This is a genomic window from Enterococcus sp. DIV0970a, from assembly GCF_051711265.1.
GTDB lineage: Bacteria > Bacillota > Bacilli > Lactobacillales > Enterococcaceae > Enterococcus_D > Enterococcus_D casseliflavus.
This window is the reverse complement of the sequence record NZ_JBIOMF010000001.1, coordinates 1,074,329-1,091,328: the sequence shown is the minus strand read 5'-3', so window position 1 is coordinate 1,091,328 and position 17,000 is coordinate 1,074,329. Positions and strand designations below refer to the sequence as shown.

Annotated in this window: 18 protein-coding genes and 1 other annotated feature; of the genes, 5 read left to right on the top strand and 13 right to left on the bottom strand. The window is 43.6% G+C overall.

From position 1 onward, the window contains the following. Positions 1-164 precede the first annotated feature (164 nt). Both IGK14_RS05165 and IGK14_RS05160 read right to left on the bottom strand, forming a co-directional pair. Positions 165-1,277: an NADH-dependent flavin oxidoreductase gene (locus IGK14_RS05165; RefSeq protein ID WP_438711745.1), complete on the bottom strand. Its 1,113-nt coding sequence runs from the start codon at positions 1,275-1,277 to the stop codon at positions 165-167. A 172-nt stretch (positions 1,278-1,449) separates the two neighbouring features. Then, the gene (locus IGK14_RS05160; protein WP_010747832.1) at positions 1,450-1,821 is read right to left on the bottom strand and encodes a MarR family winged helix-turn-helix transcriptional regulator; all 372 of its coding nucleotides are present in this window, start codon (positions 1,819-1,821) and stop codon (positions 1,450-1,452) included. Positions 1,822-2,129: 308 nt separating this feature from the next. Between IGK14_RS05160 and IGK14_RS05155 the strand changes: the two genes are divergently transcribed. Then, positions 2,130-2,786, top strand: a complete 657-nt coding sequence (locus IGK14_RS05155; RefSeq protein WP_034868420.1) for a hypothetical protein — start codon at positions 2,130-2,132, stop codon at positions 2,784-2,786. Between the two features lie 43 nt (positions 2,787-2,829). On the opposite strand, the gene IGK14_RS05150 is transcribed toward IGK14_RS05155, so the two are convergent. The 10 genes from IGK14_RS05150 to IGK14_RS05105 all read right to left on the bottom strand — a co-directional run bounded on the left by IGK14_RS05150 (position 2,830) and on the right by IGK14_RS05105 (position 12,703). Further along, complete coding sequence (locus IGK14_RS05150) at positions 2,830-4,206, bottom strand: TrkH family potassium uptake protein (RefSeq protein ID WP_438711742.1); 1,377 nt, start codon at positions 4,204-4,206, stop codon at positions 2,830-2,832. 78 nt (positions 4,207-4,284) lie between these two features. Then, positions 4,285-4,914: a V-type ATP synthase subunit D gene (locus IGK14_RS05145; protein WP_010747829.1), complete on the bottom strand. Its 630-nt coding sequence runs from the start codon at positions 4,912-4,914 to the stop codon at positions 4,285-4,287. Continuing rightward, on the bottom strand, positions 4,895-6,292 hold the full coding sequence (locus IGK14_RS05140; protein WP_010747828.1) for a V-type ATP synthase subunit B: 1,398 nt from the start codon (positions 6,290-6,292) through the stop codon (positions 4,895-4,897). Before IGK14_RS05140 ends, IGK14_RS05145 begins: the two co-directional genes overlap by 20 nt. After that, complete coding sequence (locus IGK14_RS05135) at positions 6,276-8,063, bottom strand: V-type ATP synthase subunit A (RefSeq protein WP_016608179.1); 1,788 nt, start codon at positions 8,061-8,063, stop codon at positions 6,276-6,278. The genes IGK14_RS05140 and IGK14_RS05135 overlap by 17 nt, the downstream gene beginning before the upstream one ends. A gap of 15 nt (positions 8,064-8,078) precedes the next feature. Next, the gene (locus tag IGK14_RS05130; RefSeq protein ID WP_005225570.1) at positions 8,079-8,387 is read right to left on the bottom strand and encodes a V-type ATP synthase subunit F; all 309 of its coding nucleotides are present in this window, start codon (positions 8,385-8,387) and stop codon (positions 8,079-8,081) included. After that, a complete protein-coding gene (locus tag IGK14_RS05125; protein ID WP_438711739.1) occupies positions 8,377-9,363 on the bottom strand; it encodes a V-type ATPase subunit in 987 nt (328 codons plus the stop codon). Before IGK14_RS05125 ends, IGK14_RS05130 begins: the two co-directional genes overlap by 11 nt. A gap of 3 nt (positions 9,364-9,366) precedes the next feature. Further along, the gene (locus IGK14_RS05120) at positions 9,367-9,951 is read right to left on the bottom strand and encodes a hypothetical protein (protein ID WP_005225568.1); all 585 of its coding nucleotides are present in this window, start codon (positions 9,949-9,951) and stop codon (positions 9,367-9,369) included. A 13-nt stretch (positions 9,952-9,964) separates the two neighbouring features. Next, positions 9,965-10,435, bottom strand: a complete 471-nt coding sequence (locus IGK14_RS05115) for a V-type ATP synthase subunit K (RefSeq protein ID WP_005225567.1) — start codon at positions 10,433-10,435, stop codon at positions 9,965-9,967. Further along, on the bottom strand, positions 10,432-12,393 hold the full coding sequence (locus IGK14_RS05110; RefSeq protein ID WP_005225566.1) for a V-type ATP synthase subunit I: 1,962 nt from the start codon (positions 12,391-12,393) through the stop codon (positions 10,432-10,434). Before IGK14_RS05110 ends, IGK14_RS05115 begins: the two co-directional genes overlap by 4 nt. Continuing rightward, positions 12,371-12,703: a V-type ATPase, subunit F family protein gene (locus IGK14_RS05105; protein WP_438711736.1), complete on the bottom strand. Its 333-nt coding sequence runs from the start codon at positions 12,701-12,703 to the stop codon at positions 12,371-12,373. Before IGK14_RS05105 ends, IGK14_RS05110 begins: the two co-directional genes overlap by 23 nt. Before the next feature lie 110 nt (positions 12,704-12,813). Continuing rightward, positions 12,814-12,867 (bottom strand) — a sequence feature (sodium ion sensor (DUF1646 type); this cis-regulatory element may regulate processes involved in with the transportation of sodium ions). 661 nt (positions 12,868-13,528) lie between these two features. On the opposite strand from IGK14_RS05105, the gene IGK14_RS05100 reads away from it, so the two are divergent. The 3 genes from IGK14_RS05100 to IGK14_RS05090 are packed head-to-tail and all read left to right on the top strand — an operon-like array spanning position 13,529 to position 14,837. Continuing rightward, on the top strand, positions 13,529-13,741 hold the full coding sequence (locus tag IGK14_RS05100; protein ID WP_438711734.1) for a hypothetical protein: 213 nt from the start codon (positions 13,529-13,531) through the stop codon (positions 13,739-13,741). 52 nt (positions 13,742-13,793) lie between these two features. Next, positions 13,794-14,294, top strand: a complete 501-nt coding sequence (locus tag IGK14_RS05095; protein WP_438711732.1) for a GNAT family N-acetyltransferase — start codon at positions 13,794-13,796, stop codon at positions 14,292-14,294. Between the two features lie 57 nt (positions 14,295-14,351). Continuing rightward, positions 14,352-14,837, top strand: a complete 486-nt coding sequence (locus tag IGK14_RS05090; RefSeq protein ID WP_438711730.1) for a tetratricopeptide repeat protein — start codon at positions 14,352-14,354, stop codon at positions 14,835-14,837. A 107-nt stretch (positions 14,838-14,944) separates the two neighbouring features. Here IGK14_RS05090 and IGK14_RS05085 read toward each other — a convergent pair whose 3' ends face one another. Next, positions 14,945-16,246, bottom strand: coding sequence for an ISL3 family transposase (locus IGK14_RS05085; protein WP_016249826.1), 1,302 nt, complete (start codon positions 16,244-16,246; stop codon positions 14,945-14,947). 359 nt (positions 16,247-16,605) lie between these two features. Here IGK14_RS05085 and IGK14_RS05080 point away from each other — a divergent pair, with 359 nt between their 5' ends. Then, positions 16,606-16,977: a hypothetical protein gene (locus IGK14_RS05080; RefSeq protein WP_438711728.1), complete on the top strand. Its 372-nt coding sequence runs from the start codon at positions 16,606-16,608 to the stop codon at positions 16,975-16,977. Positions 16,978-17,000 lie beyond the last annotated feature (23 nt).

The window sequence follows — 17,000 nt, the reverse complement described above, 5'->3', positions numbered from 1 at the left end:
CCCTCCAATATGATTCTCTCCTCATCCCCATCAGCATAAAAATAAAGTAAGCGCTTTCCGTTACACCAATTATAAAGAATGATGGTCATAATTGAAAATAATCGGATCGTTCCTCTCGTTTTACCAAAAAACCACCTTCGCCCAAGGCAAAGGTGGTTGTCTGCTTATTTTTCTTCATTTAGGCGATCTGGCATCATGTTTTCCATAAAACCCCAAACGCCATTTTGTAATACGAGTTCCTCACGTTCGTAAGGAGAAACCGTGGTGCGGATCAACTCATCTTGACCGTCTAAGACTTTTTGTCCCCAATGAGGATCGATCAATAATGCCCGCCCCACTGCAACAAAATCTGCATGTTCTAGCAAGCCCGCGGCATCTTTCGACGTTCGGACATCCCCTACACCAATCAAAGGAACCCGCTGAGCGATTTTTTCATAGACATACATCAACATCGATTTTTCTTGATACGCTTTTGAAATCGATTTACGGGTATAATCCGCAAGAGAAATGTGCAGATAGTCTAATCCTTTTTCTGCCAGTTGGTCCACTAAGAACAACGTATCTTCAAAGCGAATCCCTGGTTCTTCGAATTCTTCCGGTGAAAACCGATAACCGACGATAAACTCCTTCACACCTGATTGGTCTACTGTTTCCAATACTTCATCGACGAGCTTCTCAATAAAACGATAACGGTTCTCTAGTGAGCCACCCCATTCATCGGATCGACGATTTGAGTGAGGAGAAAAGAATTGTTGAATCAAATACGTATTGGCTCCGTGGAGTTCTACGCCATCAAACCCCGCCTTGATCGCCCGTTCGGTAGCTTTTTTAAAGTTTTCAATAATCGCTAATATCTCATCCACCGTAACTTCTCGGGGAACTTGGGCATTTGGTCGTTCAGCTGCAACCGCGCTGGCGGATATGGGTTGTGTGCCTCGTAGAACTGAGTCATCCGTCATCCGACCGGCATGAAAAATCTGTAAAATGGCTTTGGTCCCATTTGTTTTGATGGTGCTGGCTAATTTGCTTAATCCAGGTAAAAAGGCATCGTCATAAGCGCCTAATTCCCCTTCCCAGCCCTTGCCATCTTCTTGGACATTGGCTGCCGCTGTGATGACTGCTCCGACTTCCCCAGAGCGTAAGCCATAGTAAGCCAACTCATCTTTCGTAATCACCCCATCAAAGAAGGACATCTTGGTCGTCATTGGTGCCATAATGATTCGATTTTTCAACTGTAATCCGCGCTTAAATGTTGCTTTGTCTGTTACATTTCGCATGGGTTTCCCACCTTTTCCATTGGATTCATTTCGCTTTGTGGATCTGACTGGCTTAGTTGCCCAAGGAGATCCTTAAAGCAAATCGGTGCATCTTTTTTCCCTTTATCAAAATATACATGCACATGCATCTATATTACAAAAGAATCAAGGAGAAAACAAGTGAAAAACATCATTAGTCTAGCATTTCCTCCAAGACTTTTTCAAAAACGACTTTTGAACGCTGCAGTTTCTTTTCCCCTGATTGGGTCAAATCAATATAGATCCCCCGCTTATCATCTTGACAAGAATGCCGTTCGATCACACCGCACAGCTTGTCTTCCATGCGCATGATCATACGTGACATCGCACTTTGACTCAGATCAAAATGGGCGATCAAATCATTGAGGCGCATGCTATGATTGGGGGTCTTTTCTAAGTAATAAAGCACGTAATACTCATTCAAAGACAGATTGCTTTCTGCTTTGAGGGCTTGCTCCAAACGAGCTTCGATCGCTTGATGCTGATTCGTAAAGGCTAACCATTGCCCCATCCGTTCTTTTTCCATCCTCTTCACCATCCATTCTTCTATACCAAGGTATTTTAATCTAGATCCCTGCGTTACGCAAGTCGCCAGAAAAGGCTAACACTTTATTATACAAAATTAGCCAGCTACTGCGGGCGTTCATGAATGTTTTATGATAGAATTGACGAAAAATTCAGCAAAAACTACCTGTTCTTTCTCAATATTCTATACTACAATAGCTTTAACACCAAAGAATATTTAAGCACTATATCAGCAAAATTGTGCATTCCGACACAATAATTTGCTTGTTTTAGATGTTCTAATATTCTAAGGAAAGGATGAAGCAAACGATGAAAAAAACATTTTCTTTGATTGGGGCACTAACACTCGTCAGTTTGGGGCTTTTGACAGGTTGTAACAACGAAAAAGATACCGCGCAGTCAACCAGCGAGCTAAGCCAGAGTCGTGTGTCTACTGAAAGCAAACAAAGTACGTCGACGCAAACGACTGAAAGCAGCTCCTTAGCGTCAACCTCTACTTCAAAAACTTCGACCACAAGCCAGCAATCGACGGACCACTCTGACACAATGCAAACGACAGCAAGCTCAGCTTCCAACGAGTTTCCATATGCCGTTGATCTTTCCCAATATGGCCCTACACTGACTTTTCACTTCAACGGTTTCAATGTACCAGATACTGTCACGATTCAAAATACGACTCCAATGATCATTTCGATTCCCGACAGAATTAGTTATGAAGCACAAGTCGATACGATCGCAACAAAGGAGATTCGCATCTTTTCAGCAAATGACAATGGGATTCGTACAGTAAAAGTGAATACCCAGTTGACCTTTGCAAAAGAGATCACACCCAATAGCAATCCTGATTTTAACCAAAACCTGTACCTATTTACAAATAAGGAGGGTGGTCTATCTTTGATCACGCCGAACTATGCGGGAAATGTCAGCGATGACCAACGAGATGTGATGTTAGAAGTACTTCAATAAACGAAAAACAGGGAAACGAAGCACGCTTCGTTTCCCTGTTTCGTTACCCGATCATCACGGTTTCATCAGGATATTTGTAGCCAGCTTCTTGTTTGTTGGCTTTTTTCATCAATGAAAAAGCAACGGTCATGATGCCGACTCGACCAATGAACATCAAAAAAATGATCAAAAGTTTGCCAAAAACCGACAAGTAAGGCGTCAACCCCATGGTCAATCCCACCGTTCCAAAAGCGGAAAAAACTTCAAAGGCAATGGTTGGCAACCCAAAGTTTGGGGTTTGCGGCATACTCTCAGTGATCGACAATAAGAAAATCGCTACGAAGCATAACGTCAAGGTAAGAAAGAACAACGTAAAGGCACGCGATACAGCAGATTCTTTGATCGTGCGACCAAAAACTTCCGCTCGACTGCGCCCTTTCAATAAGCTGCGGATCTTGATGATCAAAACCGCAAATGTCGTTGTCTTCAATCCCCCAGCAGTTGATCCAGAGGTGCCGCCGATATACATTAAAATCATCGTCAGCATCAGGCCTGCTTGACTCATTTGTCCGTAATCAATACTAAAAAATCCAGCGGTTCTTGGGGTGACCGCTAAGAAGAGGTATTGGAAAAAACGTTCGATGACCGAGTCACCCGTGATCAACTGTGAATTGGCTTCGGTCAAAAAGAACCCTGCCGTTCCAAAAACCACCAAAACGATCATAGCGATCCATGCCAAGCGGCTATGCAGGGACCTTTTTTTGGACGCCGTATGCAGGAGATCGAACCAAACGAGAAACCCCAGACCACCTGCGATGATCAAGAAACTGACGACCCCCAGCACAAATGGGTCGTTTTGAAACCCTACCATGCTGTTGCCGAACAAATCAAACCCAGCATTACAAAAGGCCGAGATCGCATGAAAAACACTGTACCAAAGGCCTTGCTCCCAACCAAAACGGGGCACGAATGCAAAAGCCAGCAAGATGATCCCACTGACTTGGATCAAAAAGGCGATCCGAATCAGGTACCATGCCAAATGGATTTCTCCAGACATTCGGTCCAGATTCAATGATTCCCGCAAAATCATCCGAGTACTAAGATGGACTCTTTTTCTCGCCAAGATGTAAAAGAAGACGGGAATCGACATGAAGCCGATCCCACCGATCTCAATCAGCATCAGCAAGATCCCTTGGCCCCACAGGTTGTAATGATCGGCTACGGTCAAGGTCGAAAGACCCGTCACGCAAACAGCCGATGTGGCAGTAAACAGCGCATCTAAAAATTTGGTGCCTTCACCACTTTGGGTGACAGCCGGCAGCATCAGCAAGCCAGTTCCTGCCAATATCAGCAAAACGAAGACCAGTGTGACGATCTGCGGAATCAAAAAGCGTTGCGATGCCAGCTTTTTTTTCAAACGATTTCTTTTTTTCATTTTCATTTCCTTTGACCTTTTGCAAAAACCAATGTCTTAGTAATCCAAGTTTATTGCATTTGTTTTTTCTCTTATCATACCATTTTATTTTGATTTATTCTTCACTTTGATCATTCTTGTTACGTTTGCTCGTTCATTTTCTTCCAGCCGCATTTTGATTCCATAAATGGCTTCTTCCAGCTCGGGAATCGTCAAATATTCTAGGGCATTGACGCGTCGGCGCGTCCGTTCGATTTCCCCTGCCATCAATTGACAGGTCTTTTCGATTTCCGTTAGCTCCAACAGCTTCGGCATGACGTCAGTAAAACGGGCGACAGCATTATCTAACGGAACATTGGAATTCAAAAAGCCGTACTCGATCGGCGCTTGCATCACCGTATCGTCGTAATCAAAATGCATCACTGGCACTTCCACACTCATGATGTTTTTCGTGGACAATTCAAGGGAGACTTCAGTTGCTGGTAAAATAAACATTTCTTCAATGTATTTTTCATTGATCGTGGCATTGGCTAAGCGAAATGCCTTCATGGCACGCTGCAATTGTTCTTCGACTTCTTTACGCAAGCGGTCATTCTTTTTGATCAATTCAATAAATTGACGCATGAGTTCGTCTTGTTTGTCTTTTAATAATTTGTGTCCGCGTTTGGCTGTCGCCAATTGTTTGCTGAGGCGCGACAGCTCCATGCGGGTTGGATTAACGGTTTTTTGCGCCATTGTTCTCCTCTCCCGGTAAGTATTCCGCCAGTAGGGCATCGCTGATCCGCTTCAGCTCGACTTTTGGCAGCATCGCCAATAATTCCCACCCTAATTCCAAGGTTTCGATAATCGAACGGTTGGTGCGATACCCTTGGTTCAAGTATTCATTTTCGAAGCGTTCCGCAAATTTGGCATAGGTTTTATCTACTTCCGACAATGCCGATTCTCCTAAAACGACTGCCAATTCCTTGGCTTGCTTTCCTTGAGCATAGGCAGAAAACAACTGGTTCATCGTTGCGGCATGGTCTTTACGGGTTTTTCCTTCACCGGTCCCTTTATCTTTTAACCGTGACAATGACGGCAAGACATCGATGGGTGGCTGGATGCCGTTTTTATACAAATCACGAGACAAGATGATTTGTCCTTCGGTGATATAGCCGGTCAAATCGGGAATCGGATGGGTTTTGTCATCTTCTGGCATGGTCAAAATCGGTAGCTGGGTCACTGAACCTTTCAAGCCGCGAATCCGTCCCGCACGTTCATATAACGTGGATAGATTGGTATAAAGATACCCAGGATAGCCCCGACGTCCTGGCACTTCACGACGAGCAGAGGAGATCTCCCGCAAAGCTTCACAGTAGTTGGTCATATCCGTCATGATCACCAAGACATGCATGCCCTTTTCATAAGCCAAGTATTCGGCTGCCGTCAGTGCCATTCGGGGAGTAGCGATCCGCTCGATCGCTGGGTCATTGGCTAGATTCATAAAGACGACAGAATGGTCGATGGCGCCAGTTTGACGAAAATCTTCCATGAAATATTCTGCTTCTTCAAAGGTGATCCCGATGCCAGCAAACACAACAGCGAAATCGTCTTCCGAGTTCAACACTTGTGCTTGACGCGCAATTTGCGAAGCCAATTCTTTATGAGGCAGACCAGAACCAGAAAAAATCGGCAGCTTTTGTCCCCGAACGAGCGTATTCAAGTGGTCGATCGATGAGATCCCCGTTTGAATAAACTCATCAGGATAATCCCGCGCTGCTGGATTGATCACTTCGCCGTTGATGTCCATAAATTTTTCTGGGACGATCTCTACTCCGCCATCTTTGACCCGACCTAAACCGTCAAAAACTCGCCCGATCATTTGCTCGGAAACGCCTAATTCCAAAGGATGTCCTAAGAAACGCACCGCAGATTCCCGCAAATTGATCCCGCCGGTTCCTTCAAAAATTTGGACCAACGCTTTGTCTTCTTGGATCTCCAGTACTTGTCCTTGCCGCGTTTCGCCGTTTTGCATGCGGACTTCGATCAACTCTTCGTATTTGACACCGGAGACGCGATCGACGGCCATCAATGGTCCGACGACTTCTCCAATCGTTTTATATTCCTTGATCATCGGTGCGGTCTCCCTTCTGTAAAATTTCTTTCATCGTTGCTTTGATCTCTTGATGCAAAGCAGGAATTTTTGCTAATTCCGTTTCAGGCAAGTACTTCATACGTGCCACTTTGTCTCGCAATTCTTCGGTTCCTGCATAGATTTCTGAAAGGTACGCACCTAGTGTCAACGCATCTTCCGCTTCTTTGTGGAGCAGCAAGATCGTTTCCAGCATTTTGAACTGCTTTTCACGAGAGGTAAACGTATCGACGTCGTCAAAAGCGTTTTGCTGCAAGAAATCTTCTCTCAATGATTTGGTGGTTTCCAGCAATAACTGATCTTTTTCGGACAAAGCGTCGATGCCGACAAGTCGAACGATCTCTGACAACTCAGATTCTTTTTGCAGCATCCGCATGGCTTCTGTTACTTGTTTGGACCAATCTACTTGCATTTGTTGGTCCAAAAAGGCACCCAATTCGTTTTCGTATAATGAATAGCTCTTCAACCAATCGATCGATGGAAAATGACGCTTTTGCGCTAAAGTGGCATCTAAGCCCCAAAAGACTTTTACGACCCGCAACGTATTTTGGGTAACTGGTTCTGAAATATCGCCGCCTGATGGTGAAACGGCGCTGATGGCAGTGATACTGCCTTCTTGATCAGAACCTAAGCAAATCGCTTTTCCAGAACGCTCATAATACTCTGCCAAGCGGCTGCCTAAGTAAGCTGGATACCCTTCATCCCCAGGCATTTCTTCCAGACGACCAGACATTTCTCGCAGTGCTTCTGCCCAACGTGAGGTGGAATCCGCCATGATCGCCACTGAATACCCCATGTCTCGGAAGTATTCCGCAATCGTGATCCCAGTATAAATCGACGCTTCCCGAGCGGCTACCGGCATATTGGAGGTGTTAGCGATCAACACGGTTCTCGCCATTAAAGATTCACCACTACGAGGGTCGATCAACTCTGGAAACTCGTTCATTACATCGGTCATTTCATTGCCGCGTTCGCCGCAACCGACATAGACGACCAGATCGACATCCGCCCATTTGGCGATTTGGTGCTGAACGACAGTTTTCCCTGCACCAAAAGGTCCTGGAACGGCTGACGCCCCGCCCTTAGCGATTGGAAAGAAGGTGTCGATCACTCGCTGGCCAGTAATCATTGGTTCGACTGGATTCAGTTTTTGCTTTACTGGACGGCTATGACGAACGGGCCATTTTTGCAGCATCGTGAAAGACCGTTCTCCTTTGGGTGTATCTAAAACATAAATCGTTTCATCGATGGTAAATTCCCCCGCATAAACAGCCTTGACTGTTCCTGAAACGCCATGAGGAACCATGATCTTGTGATTGATCAACGGTGTTTCTTGCACGGTGCCGATGACCATCCCGGTACTGACTACTGCGCCGACTTCGACTGTCGGTACAAAGGGCCACTTTTTCTCATGATCCAACGCAGGCAATTGCACCCCACGCGTCAAGAAGTTGCTTTGGGTGACAGACATGAAGGTTTCTAAGGGACGTTGGATGCCATCAAACATTTGTGACATGATCCCAGGCGCCAATTCGACGGATAGCGGTTCACCGGTGGTTTCGACTGGTTCACCAGGTCCGATCCCAGACGTTTCTTCATAGACTTGGATCGAAGCGACGTCGCCGCGCATTTCGATGATCTCACCGACCACGCCTAAATCTCCTACATAACAGATATCTTCTAAACTTGCATGGCCCATATTTTTGGCTAGCACCAATGGACCAGATACTTTAATAATTGTTCCTTTTTCCACAACATCGGCTCCTCTCTATAGTATGTTTTGTCCAACTGCTTTTTCGACATTTTCTTGAATCATTCGCTTGCCGATTCCTCGGGAACCATCATAATCAGGAATCAAGATGACTGCAGGTGTCATTTTTTGTTGGACTTTTGCTAATTCATCGGGAATCAGCTCGGCACATTTTTCAGTCAGGTAGATGATCGTACTGTTCTTCATTAATTTTGCCAGCGCCTGCTTCACTTCTTTTTCTTCCGAGGCATAGCAGACCTGAAAGCCAAATAGTTGAAAAGGAATGACGGATTCTTTCTCGCCGATTACGCCGATTTTATGAGTCATAGTGCCGCATCCTTTCTCTGAGTTGTTCTTCCGTAAAGCCACTGCGTTTGCCTACTAGCAAGATACGCAGATTTTGCAGTTCCAAAACCTTAGCATTCAAAAATGCGAGTAAAGGCAGTGGTCCTAAAGCATCTGTTTGGGCTTGGCCATAGCTTTCTGTGATCAAATTGTCTTGTAAAAGTGCCAAGCCAGCAAAGTCGATCACCTGTTCATGAATCAAAGGCCGCAACACTTCCTGATAATCACTTTCTAATAAGAAGGCTAAAAAGTCACTATAGGACGCATCCGCAAACGCTAAAAATTCTTCTTTCGGGATACTGCCGACACTCACTAAGACTGCCTCCATAAAACTACGCGATCGTTTTTGAAGTACACAACGAGCGGCAATCGTTATATTGGTCAGATCGATCATCTTGATGACAGCTTCTTGTAGCTCAGGGATCTTGATTTCATCTGCCAGTCGCCGTTGTTCATGTAAATACCGGCGATCGTAAATGATATCGATGCCTTGCAGCACGGCGCCGCCTTCTAAGTACTCCCGCACTTCTTGGATCGTAGTCACGATTTTCTCAGGCAATACCTCTGAGCTTCCCGTTTTGATGGCGGTCCGACACTCATCGATCGTGTAAAAACCATCTTCGATCAGTAGATGATCATAATCTTTTCCAGTGACTGACTCTTTGGTCAAGACTTTTAGATTATGGAAAGTAAAAGGCATCATATACAGTCGGAGGATCTCTTGATCAGGAACCAGCTCGGCCAATTCTTTGATCGTCTTTAACAATTCTTCATCGAGATAGGTTTCGAATCGTTCATGAAAATCTGGCTTCAAATAGCGTTGATAATGGGTCTGCTGCAAGACAGCTTCGACTTCAGCAAACCCTTTTGCCGCAATCATTTGTTCGACTTCTTGCGGCTTTAGCAACGTCATCTCTTTCAGCCGAATGATTGGATTCAATTGATGATAGTTCCTCATGGATCAACCTCCTTGTTGTATGATCTGCAACCACCGTTCCCGGGTTTCTTTCTTGTATTCATCAAGCAAAACCTGATAGGTAAAATTGTATTGAATGCCGTTGTCATCCACCAAAAAGCCTGCTTCTGTCAATGGTGCGCCTGCTTTGATTTGATACGGTAGTTTTGATTGACAAGACGTAAGCCAAGCGGCATCTAGATGGGCTGCTTGCTCAGGACCAGCGTGGAAGGTCACCGTCCCGCTGATCGGCAGCTGTTGCAGCACATTTTCAGCAAATGACTGCAGCTCTTCTGGCGTCCAGGCAACCATTTGTTGATACGCTTGCTCAAAAAGTTGTGTCAGGTATTCGTTTTGTTTCACCATTTGCTGCTGCTTAGCGGCACTTGCTTGGCGATTCAGCGCTTGCTGATAATTTTTTTCGGCTTGCTTTTTTGCTTGCTGGGCACGAAGCTGCAAGTCCGACTCTTTTTTCGCCCAGTCACGTGCCATCGTTTCACTGATCCTAGCACGTTCAGCGGCAGCCAAACGTTCCCGTTTTGTCTGCGCTTCTTGGTCTAGTTCAGCAATCATTTTGTCGATTGCATCCATACCTTCGCCCCCTTTAAATCGTTCCTAAAAGTAAGAAAGAAATAACAAAGCCTAAGATGGCATACATCTCAACCATTACTGAGAACATAACCCCTTTAAAGAAATGCTCTGGTTTCTTCGCTAAAATTTGAATCCCAGCTGCAGCAACCTTCCCTTGGGCCATTCCTGAGAATAAGCCAGTAAAGGCAACTGGCAGTGATGCCATCAAGTACGCCATACCAGTCACTGTCGACATTTCACCACTTAAGCTACCATAGATCATAAACGCAATAACGAATCCGTATAGTCCTTGCGTTCCGGGAAGCAATTGTAAAATCAAGGCTTGTCCAAACTTCTCCGGCTGATTCGTCGTTAAGGCTGCCGCTGCTTCACCAGTTTGCCCCACCCCTTTGGCTGAACCGATCCCAGAAAAGATTGTAGCGATCCCCATTCCGATAATTGCAAACACCATACCACCATTATTATTAATTAAGTAATCAATCATTTATTGTCTCCTCCATTTTCTTTATCAAAATCAACGTATTTCTCACTTGGCTTAAAGGTTTCAAATTGGCGCCCCCCACCAGTGAAAAATTTTCCGAAAAACTCTACATATTGTAAACGAGCGGCATGCACATACGCACTCAGTAACGATAAAAAGATGTTTAAAGCTTGTAGGACAACCAATAAGAGAATGCCTACAGAAAAACGAGCGGCTGGCGGCAAATAGCCCACCAATAAGTTGAAGGCTGCTGCGATACTCCCACCAGAGATCCCTAATGCCATCAAGCGGCTATAGCTGACAAAGTCGCCGATGTAACTGGTCACACCGTATAAGTCATACAAGCCTAAAAAGAAGCCGCCCACTTTGGTTTTCCCTTTCAGAATCGGTACCACGATGATCAATAAGGCACTAAAGCCTGCTAAAATCAAGCCGACGGTTGTTAGTGCTGGGACATCGATCAAAAGATTGCCTGCGGCTGCCACTAAAAGACCACTCAAAAGTCCTAGCCACGCAAAGCCTTCGTTGACTGCACCTAAAAGATCCTTTTTGCGGATATTTTCTTTGGCTGCTAAATAAAGGCCTGTAAACAGTTGGATCCCACCAAAAATCATGGATAGACCAAAGATCGCCATAAAATCTTCGGAGGGCGATAAAAGTTGGAAGGGCAATGTAGCACCAAAGAAGGAGCCGTAGATTGCGCCCCAAATCATAGTTGGCACAGACAAAATCTGGAACAATTTCAGAAACCGTTTGGTCCCTTTGGGCAAACGCAAGGCGTGTAGCCCAATCGTGGTCGCGACAGCCATTAATGCACCATAACCTAAGTCAGCCACCATCATACCAAAGAAAACATAGTAAAAAGGCGTCATCCATGGGGTTGGATCGATCTCATCGTATTTTGGCAAGCTGTACATTTCCGTCAACATTTCAAAGGGTTGAATAAACGAGGCGTTTTTTAGTTTCGTTGGCACTTGATTGGCAGCGATCTCCTCTGCAGTGGGTTCTTCAAATGAATAGTAAATCTCGTTGGCAAAGGATTCTTGGACCATTTCCGCCACTAACGGCTGATCCTTTTCTTCGATCCAGCCGCGCAAGAGGGCAAAGGTCTGACCAGCTGCTAAGCGCTGTTGCATCATTGCCCGATTCTCACGAGTCAAAAACAGTTCTTCCGCTTGCTGCAGCAGGATCAGCCGTTGTTTGTGCTGACTGATTTCTGTAATCAGTTCTTTGCGCTGCTGCGTCAAGGAAGTCAAGGCTTGTTTCGTATTTTGCAAAACCACTTTTGGTGATTCGGATGTCAGGCCAGTTTCTTTCTTCACCCCATATCGGTGAAACAATTGGAACACTTGCTCTTCGATCGCTGTTAAAAACAGGCAGCTGAAATTGACTTTTTTGGGTTCAGAATAGATCACTTCGATATGAACCTCTTCCAATTGACGCAAGGCTTCAGCTAGATCTTCCCAGCGTGGACCTTCGACACTCCCAGCAAAAAAACTTGTATGTGCAGGCGCTTCGATCTCCAAGGGTACGTCAAGATTTTGCCATTGTGTCGCCCATTCTTCCGACTGCGTCGCTGCTTCGATCGCTTCGATCGTCTCTACCCAGCGCTCCTGCAAATTCTCGACTTCAACCAGCTCCGTTAATGCTGCGGCTTCATCGAAGCTTGTTTCAAAGTCCGACAGCCGCAAGGCATCTCGTTGCCATTCCGTGCCTTTTTTCGCATCACCATTTTGACGAATAAAGCGGATCGCTTCTTGCAGTCGACGAATCATCGGTTGATGAGAAGCACCTTCTGGGGTGGCTCCTGCAAAAAATTCCCGCAGCCAAGTTTCGTTCGCTTCCTGCTCAAATACGTTCTCGATTTCAACAAACTGCATCGTTTGCAGCTTCGTCAATAACCTTTCTTGGTAGTGCTTCGGGGTGATCAACGTTAGTTTATTTAGTTTGGTTACTGCCATAAGTCCCGATCACTCCTTCAACGATCTGTTGAACCGCTTGCTCTTGGAAGCTTTGCATATTTTTTTGGTAACGATCTAACACTTGCTGGTTCTCTTTTACCAGCTGCTGCTTTTGTGTTTCTAGTGACTGTTGCAACTGGTCTTCGACTGATGCTTGTTCTTGAGCAAGTGCCTCTTCCAAAGCGGCAGCCCGCTCTTGCAATGCTTGTTGCTGCTGCGCTTCTTCCGACTGCAGTTCTTCTTTCAAAGCGCGCAATTGCTGTTCATTGGCTTCTTCTGCTTCTCGTAAACGAGTCAAAGCTTCTCTCATCGATTCCCCTCCTATAATGATTTGTATTCTCAACTGAAAAATAAACAAAAAAAGCATACCTCACGAAGAAGTATGCTGATATGAAAAAAGGCCAGCATTCCTCCAAGAATGTTTGCCTCACCCCTTGGCAAACCTGATCCTTGAAGCATAAAAAATGCTCAACCTTTGTCTATTTTATTTTTCAATTCCTGAACTATTATAGCAAAAAAAAGTGTTCTATTCAAGTGAAATCATCTTTTGTGAGAAAAAAGCGTTTTTCATCTGTTACTGATTCTCCTGCTAAATCCATATCTTTTCACCTAACATTTGCCAGGGATCGGATTGTTTTTAATAAATTGAAATCGGTTAAAATCAATTTATAACGTTAGATTGGTATGAACGAAGAACGTTAAGATTTTTGAAAATGCTGGACATCATTTGATTGGTACCCAAAAGGAGATAATAGTTCCAACAACTTATTCGATCCCTGACAAATCTTAAGTGAGAAGTTCGCTTATTTTACTTCTTTTTTATTGATAGCAGTGGTTGACCCTTTTCTTCACAAATAAAATAACCACCTCGATAAAGGCATGTATAAATTTTCCCGGGTTCCAGGGTCAATGGAAGTCCATTTTTTAAATACATTGGCATTCTCTCCATTCTCACCCCTTGCCTTTCTGGGAAAAATAAGTCAAAATATACAATAACGTCTTTTATATCTTGCTTTCTATCAAATATTACCAAAATATTCAGATAATTTCTAGTGACTTTTCGCAAAATATCACATTTTTTTCAATTTTTATTATCTAAAATGATCGATTAAAAAATAGTAGGAGGAAACAATAGATGTCAGATGAACGTTGGTTTCAAATTAGAAGAAAGCGAAACATCGAATTGGGAATTTGTTTGCTCGTCGTCCTACCGATGGTCTATGGCTTGTGGTTTCAGCTCGCTTTTTTGATCCACTACATGTCTTTTTTGTTTCTGGTTGCTGTCATCACTGCAATCTACGAAGGAATTCGCATCATTTGGGAAGTTATGAGAAACAAGCAACACTGACAAAGTGACCTTCTGCTAAATTAAGCCAAAACAACGAGAGAGGAGTCCTCTAATGAAACGAATCATTATGTCGTGTGACTTACAGCATGCCTCCAGTCGTCAAGCTGAAGCCAGCTTTTCTTTTAACGCCTTTCCCACAGATTCACCAAGAGTTGCAGAACTTTTCTATTCCGCTTACCATGAAACCATCGATGATGAAGGAGAATCGATCGCTGATTGGCAAAAGGAACTTAGAGAAACTGCTGAAGGCAAATACGGCCCTTTGATTCCAGAACTCTCTTTTCAATTACTGAAGGAAGACTATCCGATTGGCGCCATAGTGACAAGCACTTTTCAAAAAATTCCACTGTTATTATTTGTCGTTATGGACGCAGCCTTTAAAGGCAACGGCTTATCCAAGCTGCTGATGAATGAAGTGATCCAACGAGCAAAAAACATGGGACTCACTCACCTTTATCTGGTAGTGACGGTTGAAAACCAGCCAGCTTACAAACTGTATGAAGCATGCGGTTTTTCTTTTGCGGGTGAAAGCTGGGCTGATCTTTCCTCTTAGCTATGCTCGCAAGTTATCCGAGTCATTTTCTACTATTTGAAAAGGAGCTTCGAACCAATGAATGAACGACTAGCTGCTGCGATCCAACTGCGGGCTGAAAAAAAGCTGCAACAATCAAATGAACAATTGATTCAATTAGCTGCCGAAAATCCCCAAGATGCCTTTGCGCAGTACCAAACGGCTTGGAGTTATGATCTTTTAGGGGAAGAACAACAGGCAATTCCTTATTATGAACAAGCAATCGCGTTAGGTTTATCAGAAAACGACTTGCCAGATGCCTACCTAGGTCTAGGCAGCACCTATCGTGCCCTCGGCAATTATCGAAAAGCCGAAGAAGTGTTTTTACACGCGATGCAGCTGTTTCCAAAAAATCATGCTTTGCAAACCTTTTATGCCATGACACTGTTTAACCTCGCCGAGTATGAGCAAGCCGCTAAACGATTATTGACCCTACTTGCTGAAACTTCTAGCGATCCAGACATCCAATCTTACCAACAGGCACTTTTGTTCTATGCCGATAAACTCAATGAAACATGGGACTAGATGTTTCCGTTAGATCACTCCCTCTACTCCCTTCTCCATTAAGAAAAGGCTCTTCGACATTTAGTGTTGGTAGAGAAAGATACAACTGAAAATTTAGTCATAACCAGTTAGGCAGATTGCTTAACTGGTTTTTGTTTTACTTGGAAGATTAAGCCTTGAATGAGATAAATTCTTGCTCGAAAGTTGTGGAAATTTCGATAGCCGTAGGCTACTCGTTTTATCACTTTTATCTTGTTGTTTCTTCCTTCTAATGCCCCATTACTATACCTGGTTTTTAAAGCATATTGAATCCCTAATTTGTATTTATTTAAAAACGTCAGCTTCTTACAAAACCATTGTGGGAGGCGTTGATCTAAGCTGTTGATCGTATCGAAAAAGCTTTGGCTGTCCTTGTGTTTAAAGTGATAGAGGAGGAGCTGACAAGTCTCGTAAGCCCTTGTTAATTGTTCGTCATAACTCAAAAGTTCATCGACGATCGCTTTTTGCGTCATTGGTCTACGAAAGGATCGATCATATTGATAATTGGAACTATCCAGATCATAAGCATGCTTAAGGAGCAATTTCCAGAATCGCTTCAATCGTCGATACTTTGTCGGTTCCGTTTTTTGAAAGCTGTTCATTGTTTTAATTCGCAACTGGTTTAACGCACGAGTGATTTGTTGGACAATGTGAAAGCGATCGGTCACGATTTTTGCGTTTGGGAAGACCGCCTTTACAAGTTCAAAATAAGGGGCATTCATATCCATCACGACGTATTTCACGTTCGCTCGTGCTTTTCGGGTGAATTTAAGGAAATATGGTTTTAAGAATGCAAGGCGACGATTCTCCAATACGCCGATCAATTGTTGGGTCTGCCCATTCATAAAGACAAAACTCATTTTTCCGCTGCAGGACTTCATTGATTTGAACTCATCAAAACAAAGGACCGAAGGTAACGTATCAAAACGAGGATGATACGTTTTTAAACAGGTGTGTAGGACACGCAGAACGGTTACGTCAGAGACAAAATAGCGATCGGCAATTTCTTTTCTTGTTGTATTCTTGGCCAGCTCCAAGGCGATTTGAACCTTTAATTCTTTTGAAAGATAGCAGTTTTCATCCACCAAGTTTGTCTGAGCATTGAATGTCGACTGACATTCTTTACAGTAAAAGCGCGTACGTACCAAGCGTAATTCTGTTTTGGTGTCTCGATAAGGCAAAAGTTGAACTTTTGTTTTGTGTGAGCCATTCTTGATGATTTGTCCTTCATTTTTGATGCCACATTTACGGCAATGGCTTGGTATATAGCTAAGTTTGGCATGGATAAGATTGATGCGAAACCCCTCTTCTTCTACTGTCTCTAACCATTCTTCTTCGAAGAATAAATTTTCATCTGTTAAACCTAACAATTTTCTAGTACAATGATCCATGGAGATATCCTTTCTTGGTTTGGTTTTGTTTTAGACGACTAAATTCTACCAGTTAGGCTATCTCTTTTTCTATCTTTTTTTACAAAAAAAGTGTCAATAGAAAATCCGTAGATTTTCCACCAACACTAAATATTGTAGAACCTAAGAAAAGGGAGTATTTCTTTTTCCTTCCCCCTAAATCATCCTTCACTATCAGCGATTTGTTGAATCAATGGTCGCCGACTTTCCATGCCCCACTTTCCTTCAATCAATGCCAAACATCCATTATCGAAATATTCGATAATGAAATCAATTGACGTGCACGGTCAAATTTGCTAATTTATCTATGTTTTTTCTATTACTATCTTGGAGGAATGCCTATGCCCTTTGTTGTCTATTTTTTTCTATCCCTATTGATCATTTATATTCCCACGCCCACACTTTTGCTGTTTTTTCAAAAACTCGCCTCCCAGCATGACAATCTAACATTTACCAGCAAACTTTTTCTACTACTGATGGTCTTGTTGGATTATTACTTAAGCTATTATTGGTTAAAAAACTGCAAAGTAAAAAAAGCTCACTACCTTTATTTAGTCTTTGTCAATGTATTTGAATGGCTGATCCACTTTTATCTTTATTCACGATTTGAAACGATCAATCTGTTGGTCATTTTGTTGTTCCAGACCATGCTGCTATGTTGCATGATCTTTTTCCCTCTATCGGAGAAATTTCGCTCATTCCTTTTTACCTAAAAAAAGACATCTTGGATTTCCAC

Bases quoted from the DNA above. Each gene is read 5' to 3' on its own strand.
- IGK14_RS05115 (WP_005225567.1), bottom strand. From the start codon at position 10,435: ATGATTGATTACTTAATTAATAATAATGGTGGTATGGTGTTTGCAATT.
- IGK14_RS05165 (WP_438711745.1), bottom strand. From the start codon at position 1,277: ATGCGAAATGTAACAGACAAAGCAACATTTAAGCGCGGATTACAGTTG.
- IGK14_RS05090 (WP_438711730.1), top strand. From the start codon at position 14,352: ATGAATGAACGACTAGCTGCTGCGATCCAACTGCGGGCTGAAAAAAAG.
- IGK14_RS05125 (WP_438711739.1), bottom strand. From the start codon at position 9,363: ATGAGGAACTATCATCAATTGAATCCAATCATTCGGCTGAAAGAGATG.
- IGK14_RS05110 (WP_005225566.1), bottom strand. From the start codon at position 12,393: ATGGCAGTAACCAAACTAAATAAACTAACGTTGATCACCCCGAAGCAC.
- IGK14_RS05160 (WP_010747832.1), bottom strand. From the start codon at position 1,821: ATGGAAAAAGAACGGATGGGGCAATGGTTAGCCTTTACGAATCAGCAT.
- IGK14_RS05080 (WP_438711728.1), top strand. From the start codon at position 16,606: ATGCCCTTTGTTGTCTATTTTTTTCTATCCCTATTGATCATTTATATT.
- IGK14_RS05100 (WP_438711734.1), top strand. From the start codon at position 13,529: ATGTCAGATGAACGTTGGTTTCAAATTAGAAGAAAGCGAAACATCGAA.
- IGK14_RS05130 (WP_005225570.1), bottom strand. From the start codon at position 8,387: ATGACTCATAAAATCGGCGTAATCGGCGAGAAAGAATCCGTCATTCCT.
- IGK14_RS05150 (WP_438711742.1), bottom strand. From the start codon at position 4,206: ATGAAAATGAAAAAAAGAAATCGTTTGAAAAAAAAGCTGGCATCGCAA.
- IGK14_RS05105 (WP_438711736.1), bottom strand. From the start codon at position 12,703: ATGAGAGAAGCTTTGACTCGTTTACGAGAAGCAGAAGAAGCCAATGAA.
- IGK14_RS05145 (WP_010747829.1), bottom strand. From the start codon at position 4,914: ATGGCGCAAAAAACCGTTAATCCAACCCGCATGGAGCTGTCGCGCCTC.
- IGK14_RS05095 (WP_438711732.1), top strand. From the start codon at position 13,794: ATGAAACGAATCATTATGTCGTGTGACTTACAGCATGCCTCCAGTCGT.
- IGK14_RS05140 (WP_010747828.1), bottom strand. From the start codon at position 6,292: ATGATCAAGGAATATAAAACGATTGGAGAAGTCGTCGGACCATTGATG.
- IGK14_RS05155 (WP_034868420.1), top strand. From the start codon at position 2,130: ATGAAAAAAACATTTTCTTTGATTGGGGCACTAACACTCGTCAGTTTG.
- IGK14_RS05085 (WP_016249826.1), bottom strand. From the start codon at position 16,246: ATGGATCATTGTACTAGAAAATTGTTAGGTTTAACAGATGAAAATTTA.
- IGK14_RS05120 (WP_005225568.1), bottom strand. From the start codon at position 9,951: ATGGATGCAATCGACAAAATGATTGCTGAACTAGACCAAGAAGCGCAG.